Here is an 11,492-nt window from a genome sequence, read left to right as displayed (position 1 = left end):
GGGAAACTAGCATCGAGGGGGTTGGGGTCTGTACACAACGCTCCTAGGCACGCCCCGGGCCAAAATTAAGTTCCCCCGCCAGCGCGCGCGCCACGCACGAGCGCACCGCCTGACCGAAGCGCGCCTGGGAAAAGTTTTCGGCCCGAGCGCGGATGCGTTCGGGCCACCAGCGGGTCTGCTCGCAGCGCTCCACCGCCGCCACCAGCGCTTCGACCGTCTGCTCGCCAAAGAGCACGCCGCTTTCGCCGTCGGCCACCGTCTCGGTGGCCCCGCCGCGCCCGTAGGCCACCACCGGTCTGCCGCACGCCTGCACCTCCACCGGCACGATGCCGAAATCTTCTTCTCCCGGAAAGATCAAAGCCCGGCAGTTGGCGAACAACTCCGCCAGTTGCTTGGGGGGTTGATAGGGCAAGAACACCACGTTCGGCCGCGCCTTAGCCCGCAGCCGCCCCAGATCCGGCCCTTCGCCCGCCACCCACAGCGGCAGCCCCAGGCGGTTGAACGCCTCGATGGCCAGATCCAGACGCTTGTAGGGCACGAAGCGGCCCGCCGCCAGATAGTAATCGAGGCTCGGAGCCGCCACCGGCTGAAAGAACTGGGTGTCCACGGGCGGATAGATGACCGTCGAAGGCCGCCGGTAAAACTTGGCGATGCGCTGCTGGACATAGCGGGAATTGGCCATCAGGTGATCCGGCCTTTGGGCGGCCTGAAAGTCCCAGGTGCGCAGCGCACTGAGCACCAGCGGCATCAAGGCGCCCACCAGCGGCACCCGAAAATCGCGCTGGTACTCCCAGGTCATATCCCACAGATAGCGCGTCGGCGTGTGGATATAACTCAGGTGTAGCGCGTCCTGGCGGGTGAGCACCCCTTTGGCGAAGGCGTGGGAACTGGAAATCACCACATCAAATTCGCGCAGGTCGAAGCTCTCGTAGGCGGCGGGCATCAGGGGCAAAACATACTGCAGCCGCCTCTGATAGCTGGTGCTGCCCCCCAGGGGCAGTTTTTGCAAAAACGACGGGCGCACGTCGTAGCGGCGCCAGCGCTCGGGCATCGTCGCCGCCCCGAAGTAGCTGGTGTAGATGGGCGCCTCCGGAAACAACCCCTTGAGCGCCTCCACCACGTTCTCCGAGCCGCCCTGCTTGATCAGGTACTCGTGGACGAGGGCGACTTTCACAGGGGGCGCCGGTTAACTGCCGGGTTTGTAGATGCCGATTTCACGCACGACATTGGTGCCGGTCTCCAGGCCGAAACTTACTCCAATGGCATCGTAATTGACGTAGTAGCGGTCCGGGCGGTTGGCCCGGGAGCGCTCCGGAAACGGAAACAGTTCGTTGTACCCGCCGGTGCCCGGATTGCCGTAGGCTTCGAGGATGTCGTTGTAGCCCGAACCGATGCGGATGCCCTTGTCGGTGACGGTGTTCGCGGCGGTCGAATAGATGCGGTCGGCAAAAAAGTTGAGTAGCGACGAGGACGGCTTGTAGTTGAGGACGATGTAGTCCGGGACAAACCAGATTTTTAGCTCGTCGCTCGGGCGCATGGCGTTGCTCTCGCCGCCGCGGAAGTACTCGACCGCCCCGGCCAGGCCCAGATCGCCCGTGCCGGCGTTGAATCCGAGGGTTTTATCACCGATTTCGCCGCGCGCCGGGAATACCGTGGGCTTCAGGGGCCGGCCCGGCTGGGAGGCGAGCAATTCGACCGCCCGCGGCAGCGGGTCTGTGCCGCTCGGTTCGGTGGGCTCGACTCCCTCGGCCAGGCCGCGACCGTCGCCGGTGCGCCAGCGGCCGGTCACCAACCGCACCGCCGCCCCACTGGGCAGCGCAAAACTTTCGCTGAACAGATCCGACCCCGCCGTGCGCGTGCCCAGCACCTGGGCGCGGCCGGTGCGCCCGAGTTGGGCGGCAAGCGCCTCCGCCCCGGCCCGCGTCTTTTTGTCGATGAGCACCACCACCGGCAGATCGACGGCCACTGCCCGCACTTTGCTGTCCCAGCGCCGGACGCTGTCGCGCGCCCCGACCGTCTGCACCAGCGGCGAAGCGCCGGTCGGGAAAAAGAGCCGGGCTGTATCCGCCACCGACTGGGCATCCTCGCCGCCGGCTCCACGCAGATCAAGGATCACCCCGCGGCTGTGGTCCGCCTGATGCAGTGCCTGGCTCACCTGGGAGGCAGAACCGAACCCAATGGAGGCGAGCTGCACCTGGGCAATGCCTTCGCCCACCGGTGTCACCGACACACTCGCCCGATCGCGCTGGCGCTCGCGCTGCAACTGCTCAGGCGTCAGCAGCGCGTCGCCCTTGGCGCCGTACTTGCCGAGCACCTTGGTGATCACCTCGTACTCGACCAGCTTCGGATCGCGGCCCTTGCCCTCGGTCTCCTGGGCGACCACCAGTTCGCGGTAGCTGCGCTCGCTGCTGAGGGACGCCGTGCGCCCCCCCTCATCGAGGGCCTGCTGCTGCAACAGCGCCACCACCGTCTGCAGATCCGCCCCCGCCTGGTAGCGGCTTGCGGCGATACGCGGCGGCTCGGTGGCCGCGGGCAGTTGCGGCTCACCCTGGGCAAACACCGGCATCCCCGTTGCGCACAAGCATAATCCCCACCACCAGCCCGTCCAGCGGTTCCAGCACTGTCTCGCCATCGCAGCGGCCCTCCAGGCGCTCCCCTACTCTAGATGTAGGGGTTGCAAGCAGCTTAGCTGAAGGTCAGCCACTAGGGCAAGTCTTGGAGCATTTTCGATTCGGCCAATCCGGTCAAACCGCGGACGGCAGCGGGACCGGTGCCGGACTGGCGGGTAGCCGTTCTGTCTCCTTGCGCTCGAGGGCGGCGCGCACCAGACCGAAAAAGAGCGGGTGGGGTTTGTTGGGCCGCGACTTGAACTCGGGGTGAAACTGGGTGGCGATGAAGTAGGGGTGATCGGCCAGTTCGATGATTTCGACGAGGCGCTCGTCGGGGGAGGCGCCGCTGATCTGGAAGCCCGCTTCGATAATCGCCTTGCGGTAGGCGTTGTTGAACTCGTAGCGGTGGCGGTGACGCTCGTAGACCAGCGTCTCGCCGTAGAGGCGGTGGGCCAGGGTGCCTTCCTGCAGACGGCAGGGCCAGAGCCCCAGGCGCATCGTGCCGCCTAGATCCACCACGTCCGCCTGCTCGGGGAGCAGTGAAATGACCGGGTTGGGGGTCTGCGGGTCGAACTCGGTGCTGTTGGCGGCAAGCCCGGCGGTGTGGCGCGCCCACTCGATCACCGAGCACTGCATGCCGAGACACAGGCCCAAGAAGGGCAATCGGTGCCCGCGGGAAAACTCGATAGCGCTCACTTTGCCGTCGATGCCGCGCGAACCGAAGCCCCCCGGCACCACCGCCCCATCGACGTTGTTCAGAAAATAACCGGCTCCGCGCTCCTCGACCGCTTCGGCTGAGACCCATTCGACTTTGACTTCGGCGTCGAGGGCGACCGCGGCGTGCCTGAGCGCTTCGACCACCGAGATATAGGCGTCCGAGAGCCGCACGTACTTGCCGACGATGGCGATGGTCACCGCGCGCGACGGGTTGCAGATGCGGTCGACCAGAATTTCCCAATCGCGCAGGTCCGGCTGGCGCTGCTCGAGGCCCAAAAGCGTGATCGCCTGATGGGCGAGCCCTTCGCGCTCCAGATTGAGGGGCACGGCGTAAATGGTCTGGGCGTCCTGGCAGGTGATCACCGCCCGCACCGGCACATCGCAAAATTCAGAAATCTTGTCTTTGATCCCGACGCTGAGAGGCCGGTCGGAGCGGCAGACCAGAATATCCGGCTGGATACCGATCGAGCGCAATTCTTTGACCGAGTGCTGGGTGGGCTTGGTCTTCATCTCGCCCGCGGTCGGGATGTGCAGGATATAGGTGACGTGAATATAGAGCACGTTCTCGCGGCCGACGTCCTTGCGAAACTGGCGGATCGCCTCCAGAAACGGCAGCGACTCGATATCGCCCACGGTGCCGCCCACCTCGACAATCACCACGTCCGGGTTGGTGTCGTGGGCCACCCGGCGGATGCGCTCTTTGATCTCGTTGGTGATGTGGGGGATGACCTGGACCGTGCCGCCCATGTAGTCGCCCCGGCGTTCTTTGTTGATCACACTCTGGTAAATCGAGCCGGTGGTGACGTTGTTGAGCTTGGAGACGTCGGTATCGGTGAATCGCTCGTAATGGCCCAGGTCCAGGTCGGTCTCGGCGCCGTCGTTGGTGACGAACACCTCGCCGTGCTGAAACGGGCTCATCGTGCCCGGATCGACGTTGATGTACGGATCGAGCTTGAGGATCGTCACCGAGTAGCCCCGCGATTTGAGCAGACGGCCTAGGGAAGCGGCGACGATGCCTTTGCCGATCGAGGACACGACACCGCCCGTTACGAATACATACTTTGTCATACCGGCATCACCCAGAACACCCCAATTCGGTTGATTATAGCAAGCGAGCCGCAGCAGCGTTGCGGCCTGTGTGGACATGGCACTGCAACAACTATCTTGGAATAATCCGGCGCGTTTTGATGGACGGCTGTCCATGTTGGTGCCGTCGGTCTGGATGCTGCTGCACAGGTAAACGCCGGATGCTGAACAGGCTTTTCGAATCAGCTGTTAATATTCTTTGTAGCTTCGGTCTTGTAGACCGCGTTGCAGCCAATCAAAAACAGTTCCAAGTTCACCGTTCAACAGCGCCGAAACACACAGCCATAGCCCTGGGAAAACCCGGCTTCGGATGACGGATTCATCATCGACAGGCAACAGAACATAACGGCCATCTTGTAAGGTAAACCAATCGATTTGCCTGTCTTCGACACGCCAGACCAGATACTCCTGCACCCCATTACGCTGGTAGGCGCGCAACTTTTCGTGCAGATCGTAGGAGGCACTGCTTGCGGCAATCTCGGCAACCAGTTCCGGCGGGCCTTCCACGTGTCCGTCGACGCTAATGGTCGAGGTGCCGCCTTCAAGGCGCAGCAGAGCGTCCGGCTGAGGCTCATTGTCGAGATCCAGGCGCACCGTGGCGTTGTCGCCGATATCCACGCCGGGTGTGGCCGCGCAATACAGCGTCAGCCAGCCGACTACGTGGGCGTGCGGTCGGCCATGACTGCCAATGCGGACGGGCGATGGCACAAAGACGACTCCTTCGACGAGTTCCGCCTTTTTCAGATGGGGCATCTGCCGGTAGCGCCGTTCGAATTCGGGACGAGTCAGGTGATCGCCGCTGTCGAGAATCGGACCTCTGGTTTGGCGCGCTTCCTGCATTTTGCGGATTCGGTCAGGCGGCGTGAGTCGGTTGAAATTTCCCGCAGCCGGAAATTCTATACCGATCCGGGAGTGAAGCTATTGGCCGGGGCGGTTTTCAATCTGGCCGGGGCCTCTGACCTGCGGACGGCCCATGCTGAAGTTGAGTACGCGGCTGTCGAGGTTGTAGGCGATTTCGCCCTGCTGCAAAAGGCCGCGGATAAAATTTTCAAGATCCGAACCGATGCGACGCAGGTTGTACTCGGTGAGGGCCAGGCCAGTGTAGGCGGCGACCAGCCGATCGAACTCACTGTAAACCTTTTGCAGCGCCGGGTCGTTCCAGATAAATTCGTTGTCCGGATCGACATCGAGGGTGAGCTTGGTGTCGCTTGCGATGAAATTGTCGTTGCGGATGTCGGCAGCAAAGATGTGGACGTGGCGGGTGGTGGACTTCAACATCGGCGTCGCCTGGCTCGGGCATTTCAACTTGGATTGTAACACCGGCTTTTGTGGCTCCCGGTGCCCGCTGTGCCGGGATGGAAGCGGGCGGATACCCTGGAGGCAGGCGAGCCATCGGGAGAGAGCGATGCCACAAGTCAAAATTTTCGGCAAGACCTACACCTGCGCCCAGGGAGCCAACCTCCGCCAGTTTTTGCTCGAGCAGAACGTGCCTCTGTACAACGGCCCGTCGTCCCTGATCAACTGCCATGGCCTCGGCACCTGCGGCACCTGTGCTGTGGGTATCGCCGGGCCGGTCTCAGAACCGGGCGGCCGGGAGAAGTTTCGTCTCGGACTGCCCCCGCACAAAGGCGTCGAAGGCGGGCGGCGGCTCGCCTGCCAGGTGACGGTCCTGGGGGACATCGAAGTGACCAAGTACGAAGGGATATGGGGCGAAGGTGCAAGACCCGTCGACGACCGCGTCTCGGCGTCGTAAGCGCAACTGACGGCCTTGGGCGAAGAATGCTAGGATAGGGCTCAAGTCTTAACTTTTGTAAAACCACCAGCTTCGGGCCTATCCATGGAAACCAACCGTCTGAGTCCGGCTCAGATTCGCAACGTCGCGATTATTGCCCACGTCGACCACGGCAAGACCACCCTGGTTGACGCTCTGCTCAGGCAGTCCGGGATCTTCCGGGACAACGAAGTGGTGGAAACCTGCGTGATGGACTCTAACGACCTCGAGCGCGAGCGCGGAATCACGATCCTGGCCAAGAACACGGCGGTAAGCTACCTCGACCATCTCATCAATATCGTGGACACTCCCGGCCACGCCGATTTTGGCGGCGAAGTCGAGCGGGTGCTGGGCATGGTCGAAGGTTGCCTGCTCATCGTCGACGCCAACGAAGGGCCGATGCCCCAGACGCGCTTCGTGCTCAGAAAGGCACTCGAAAAGGGTCTCAAGCCCATCTTGCTGGTCAACAAGATCGACCGGCCCCAGGCCGACCCGCACCGCGCTATCGACAAGGTGCTGGATCTGTTTATCGAACTGGGGGCCGACGACGATCAGATCGATTTTCCGGTGCTCTTTGCCTCGGGGCTGTCGGGTTACGCCAAAAACGATCTGGCCGATGAATCCAAGGACATGCAGCCTCTGTTCGAGGCCATCTTGCGCCACGTTCCGGCGCCGGTGGGCGATCCGACCAAGCCTTTGCAGCTGCAGGTAACCACTCTCGATTACTCCGAGTACCTGGGCCGCATCGTCGTGGGCAAGATCCACAACGGTTCGATCCGCGCCAACGAGACCATCGCCATCGTCAAAGACTCCGGCAAGATCGAGCGGGGCAAGGTGGTCAAACTCTTTGGTTTCGAGGGCCTCAGCCGCATCGAACTTACCGAGGCTTACGCGGGCAATATCGTGGCGGTGGCGGGCTTTGCCGACGCCAACATCGGCGAGACGCTCACCAGCGCCGAGCACCCCGAGGCGCTGCCGCTCATCAAAGTCGACGAACCGACCCTGCAGATGACCTTCTCAGTCAACGACTCGCCCTTTGCGGGCCAGGAGGGCAAGCACGTCACCTCCCGCAAGCTGCGCGAGCGCCTCTTCAAAGAGCTTGAGACCAACGTCTCGCTAAGGGTCGAGGAGACCGATTCGCCCGATCGCTTTTTGGTCTCCGGCCGCGGCGAGCTGCACCTGGGCATCTTGATTGAGACGATGCGCCGGGAGGGTTATGAGTTTCAAGTCTCCAAACCCCGAGTGATCTTCCGCGTGGTAGACGGCCAGGTCTACGAGCCGTTCGAACTATTGGTGCTCGATGTGCCCGACGACGCGGCGGGCGGCTGCATCTCCAACCTCGGCCGCCGCCGTGCCGAGATGCAGAACATGCAGAGCTTCGGCAACGGCCGCACCCAGCTCGAATTTGTGATCCCCGCTCGCGGGTTGATGGGCTTTCGCACCGAGTGCCTGCGCCTCACGCGCGGCGAAGGGATCATGAGCCACTCCTTCCTCGACTACCGCTCGACGGTGGGCGAAATGGAAACGCTCAGAAACGGTGTGCTCATCGCCTTCGAGGAAGGCGATGCGACGTACTACTCCCTGCAGAACGCCGAGGACCGGGGCATCTTCTTCATCACCCCCGGCACCCGCGTCTACGCCGGCATGATCATCGGCGAGAACAACCGCCAGCAGGATCTCGAACTGAACATCTGCAAGACCAAGAAGCTCACCAACATGCGCTCCGCCGGGGGCGAAGAACTGGTGCAGCTCAAGACGCCTGTGATTATGAGCCTGGAGCGCGCTCTTGAGTACATCAACGACGACGAACTGGTGGAAGTGACTCCCAAGTCCATCCGCCTGCGCAAGCTGGCCCTCAAAGCCGCCCGCAAGTAGCCGTCTTCGAGTACATCGCCCGGTCGCTCGCTGCAGCGGCCGGGTTTGCCCTATTCGGGAGCACTGAGTGATATCGCGCCGTTTGTAGTGTTTATTCCCGGCGCCCGGCCGCCGGATCTTCGCGCCCGAAGACATTTTCGACCGCGGCGATGGAGGCGGAATAGCTGACCATGATGTCGCGCTCCTCGCCCCCCAGGTACATCCGCCCGAAGCTGCCGAAGGGCAACACTTCCAGGATGTTGATGTTGGCGGCTTTTTCGGCTTCGTTGGCGGCGAGGGCAATGTAGGCGGCGGGTTCCACCTCCAGCACGAACAATGTCTGGCCCGCCAGGATCATCTGACCGCGCTTGAAGCGGTTGATGAGCTGGGTCTGGTGCGGGTCGACGTTGCGGATAATCTGGCTTGAAATGACGCGCGGCTTGAGGCGCTCGCGCTCGCGCACTCCGAGGTACTCAAGAATCGCCTGACCGGCAGTCTTGGTCTCCCCCTGGCGGTTGGAGTGAATTTCAAGGCTACCGAACAGCCGCTCGACCACCTGCAGCCCCGGCCGCACGACGGCGGCTTTGAGGGCGATATCGGTGATCCGGTTAATCTCGATGCCCGGGGAAATCTCGATCCACAGCGAAGCGTCCCCAGGCAGCGGCAAAAACCCCGGTGCGATCGTCCCCAGGAAAGCCGCGAACTGCGCTTGCAGGTTATCGAGGTAGACGTAACTGCGCAGTTCTACTCCCAAAATTTCCTCTCCATCGGCTCCGGGCGCGGCAGCGCTTCTGGGCCGACGTGCACTGCCCCATCATCCCACAGGTTCCACCATCAAATAGGCCAGGCTCTCCATCCGGCGCACAAAGCGGCGCAACTCGCCGCGGGCGGTGTGCTCGAAGACGGGGCGGGCGACGGTGGTCCTGCGCACCGCGAGGCGCACCCAGTGCCGCTCGAATTCGGCGTAGGGCTGGGGGCCGTCCCACAGGGGCAACAGCGCTGCCTCCATGCCGTCGATGACAATCGGATCGCCGTAGGGCACCCGCATGTGCTGGTTGAAGTTGAAGGGTTCCCCTGCCTCCAGGCAGTCGAGCAGAAATTGCTTGAGCCTTTCGGTGGCAAGCTGCGGGTGCAGATGCAGCACGGACGCGGCAAAGTCGCCCGCATCCCAGGTTTCCATAGGATCGCGGTGACGGCTTTGTCCGGCATGGCCGCACCAGAAATCGATGAGCCGGTGGGAGCTGTGGATGAGTTCGCTCAGGTGCAGCCGCTCGGCGGTGGTCAGTTTGCCAATCTGGGCGGCGACCAGGGGCGGCGGCTGGCCGCTTTTGAACCAGTGGCGCAGCTCCCAGGTGGGCCACAGGAGCATATTGACCAGTTCGAGGCCGCAATCGGCGAGCATCGCGAAGGTCTCGGGAATCGTAAAGCCTTTGTCGCCCACCAGCAGATAATTCATCCGGTACCATTCGCTGTCGTCGTGCAGACTCGCAAAGGGTGTCCAGGCGTCCTTTTTGAGCTGGGCACCGTCGTTCATCCGCTCCATGGTCTGACGCGCCAGGGCGATTTCCTCCGCTTCGTCCCTGTGACCCGCAAGCCCCAGGGTCTGGAAAAATTTCTGGGCGCGAAAAACCGGCGCGCGGGCGTAGGCGCTGTGCAAGTTGGCGCGCAGGATGCCGTCCGGGGCGAGCGCCCCCGTGAGGGCGGCAAGCCCCACCCCCGGATCCGGCAGCAAATAGAGCACTTCGTCGCAGTTGATCAAGTCGAAATCCTCGCCCAGCTCCCCCACCCGCTCGATGGGCAGCGCGTGAAACTCGGCGCTTTTAAAGCCGTGAAAAGCGAGGCGCTCGCGGGCGACCGCCACCGAGCGCTCCGAGAGGTCGATACCGACGATGCGTGCCCCCGGATTGGCCTGGGCAAGGGCCAGGCTGGTGAAGCCGCTGCCGCACCCGGCATCGAGAATGCGTTTACCGGCACCCGAGACGACGCGCTGGTTGCGCAAGTAGTAGGGCGTCATCAAGTTGTGCAGGTAGAGCATGGCGGTGTCCTCGCTGTGGGCGTGGTGCAGCGGGATGCGCGGGTAGGGAGCGGTGTCGTACTGGGCGCGCACGCGCTCCAGGTGCTCGGCATCGTGGCCCATGACAACCTCCTGCGAAGGCTCGCTCAGATGGATTCGAAAAGCAGATACAGTAAGCTTTCCGCCGCCGCGGCGAAGCGGCGGGACGCTCCCGGCCGGCCGGCCGGCTCCGGTTGGCCCGTGACGCGGGCAAATTCAAGCCAGTGGCGCTCGAAGCGCTCCAGTTCCATCGGCCCATCCCACAGCGGCCGCAGGCAGCCCGCCATCTGCGCATCGGGGAGCGGTTCGCCGAAGGGAAAGCGAATATGCTGCTGCAACTCAAAAGATTTGCCCTCGCCGAGCGCTTGCTCCAGGCGTTCGCGCAGGCTGTCCGTGCGCAACTGCGGATGCAGGTGCAGGTGCGGGTTGTGCTCCAGGGCAGGCGGTTTGGCCGCGGCGGGCTGCTGAGCGGCGTGGGCGCACCAGAAGTCGATGAGCCGGTGGGGGCTGTGGATGAGTTCGTACAGGTGCAGCCGTTCTACCGGCGATTTGTCCGCCAACCGTTCGGCAAACAGCGGCGGCAGGCGGTCGGGATCGCGAAACAAACAGCGCACGTCCCAGGTCGGCCAGAGCACCATGCTGATAAATTCGAGGTTTGCCCCGGCGAGCAGAGCGAACACCTCCGGCACGGTGTAGCCCTTGTCGCCTGCGAGCAGATAGTTGAGCTGGTACCATTCCAAGTCGTCGTGCAGGTGGATGGTGGGCACCCAGGTGTCGATTTTGAGGTGGGTACTGTTGTTGAGGGCGTCCATCGTCGAGCGCACCAGTTCCATCTCCGCTTCGCCCGGTGTGCCATTGGTAAGCCCCATCATCTGGAAGACCCGTTGGGCGCGAAAGACCGCCGCCCGCGCGTAGGCGCTGTGCAAGTTGGCGCGCAGGATGCCGTCCGGGGCGAGCGCCCCCGTGAGGGCGGCAAGCCCCACCCCCGGTTCCGGCAGCAAATAGAGCACTTCGTCGCAGTTGATCAAGTCGAAGTGCCGACCCAACTCTCCCACCCGCTCGATGGGCAGATCGTGGAATTCGACATCCGTGAAGCCGTGAAAGGCGAGCCGTTCGCAGGCCACCGCGAGGGAGGCCGCCGAGAGATCCAGGCAGACCAGCTGCGCCCCCGGGTTGGCCTGGGCGAGCGCCAGGGAGGTGTAACCGCTGCCGCAGCCCGCATCCAGGATGCGTAGGGGGACGCCGCTCGGGGGTAGCCGCCGGTGGCGTCGGTAGTAGGGGGTGATGAAGCTGTGCAGCCACAGGGAGTCGCGGTCGTGGACGCTTTCGATGGCGACTTTTGGGTAGGGTGTCTGGTCGTACTGCCGGCGCAGCTGGTCAAGCAGCAACAGTTCTTCCATGG

General features: G+C 63.4%; 10 protein-coding genes. 2 read left to right on the top strand and 8 right to left on the bottom strand.

Translation table 11 applies throughout. The features are described 5' to 3' along the window. Positions 1-43 precede the first annotated feature (43 nt). From GLL_RS07945 to GLL_RS07925, 5 genes are all read right to left on the bottom strand, one after another. The gene (locus tag GLL_RS07945) at positions 44-1,174 is read right to left on the bottom strand and encodes a glycosyltransferase family 4 protein (protein WP_011141525.1); all 1,131 of its coding nucleotides are present in this window, start codon (positions 1,172-1,174) and stop codon (positions 44-46) included. 12 nt (positions 1,175-1,186) lie between these two features. Then, entirely contained in the window at positions 1,187-2,632 is a 1,446-nt protein-coding gene (locus GLL_RS07940; protein ID WP_011141524.1) for a S41 family peptidase, read from the bottom strand. Positions 2,633-2,744: 112 nt separating this feature from the next. Continuing rightward, positions 2,745-4,394 carry a CTP synthase gene (locus GLL_RS07935; RefSeq protein ID WP_011141523.1) on the bottom strand — a complete coding sequence of 550 codons (1,650 nt, stop codon included), beginning with the start codon at positions 4,392-4,394 and terminating at the stop codon, positions 2,745-2,747. 207 nt (positions 4,395-4,601) lie between these two features. Further along, the gene (locus GLL_RS07930; RefSeq protein ID WP_011141522.1) at positions 4,602-5,252 is read right to left on the bottom strand and encodes a Uma2 family endonuclease; all 651 of its coding nucleotides are present in this window, start codon (positions 5,250-5,252) and stop codon (positions 4,602-4,604) included. Between the two features lie 78 nt (positions 5,253-5,330). Next, complete coding sequence (locus tag GLL_RS07925) at positions 5,331-5,690, bottom strand: NAD(P)H-quinone oxidoreductase subunit M (RefSeq protein ID WP_011141521.1); 360 nt, start codon at positions 5,688-5,690, stop codon at positions 5,331-5,333. A 127-nt stretch (positions 5,691-5,817) separates the two neighbouring features. On the opposite strand from GLL_RS07925, the gene GLL_RS07920 reads away from it, so the two are divergent. Together GLL_RS07920 and typA are read left to right on the top strand one after the other, a co-directional pair. Next, complete coding sequence (locus GLL_RS07920) at positions 5,818-6,165, top strand: 2Fe-2S iron-sulfur cluster-binding protein (protein WP_011141520.1); 348 nt, start codon at positions 5,818-5,820, stop codon at positions 6,163-6,165. A gap of 84 nt (positions 6,166-6,249) precedes the next feature. Further along, positions 6,250-8,058, top strand: a complete 1,809-nt coding sequence (gene typA, locus GLL_RS07915; protein WP_011141519.1) for a translational GTPase TypA — start codon at positions 6,250-6,252, stop codon at positions 8,056-8,058. Between the two features lie 91 nt (positions 8,059-8,149). Here the strand turns inward: typA and GLL_RS07910 are convergent, their stop codons facing one another. Genes GLL_RS07910 through GLL_RS07900 form a run of 3 tightly spaced genes read right to left on the bottom strand, consistent with a single transcriptional unit; the run spans position 8,150 to position 11,490 of the window. Further along, on the bottom strand, positions 8,150-8,791 hold the full coding sequence (locus GLL_RS07910; RefSeq protein WP_011141518.1) for a hypothetical protein: 642 nt from the start codon (positions 8,789-8,791) through the stop codon (positions 8,150-8,152). A gap of 60 nt (positions 8,792-8,851) precedes the next feature. Then, on the bottom strand, positions 8,852-10,174 hold the full coding sequence (locus tag GLL_RS07905; RefSeq protein WP_011141517.1) for a class I SAM-dependent methyltransferase: 1,323 nt from the start codon (positions 10,172-10,174) through the stop codon (positions 8,852-8,854). A gap of 23 nt (positions 10,175-10,197) precedes the next feature. Beyond that, the gene (locus GLL_RS07900) at positions 10,198-11,490 is read right to left on the bottom strand and encodes a class I SAM-dependent methyltransferase (RefSeq protein WP_011141516.1); all 1,293 of its coding nucleotides are present in this window, start codon (positions 11,488-11,490) and stop codon (positions 10,198-10,200) included. Positions 11,491-11,492: the final 2 nt, after the last annotated feature.

This window comes from Gloeobacter violaceus PCC 7421 (genome assembly GCF_000011385.1).
Lineage (GTDB): Bacteria > Cyanobacteriota > Cyanobacteriia > Gloeobacterales > Gloeobacteraceae > Gloeobacter > Gloeobacter violaceus.
This window is presented reverse-complemented; position numbering and strand designations above follow the sequence as displayed.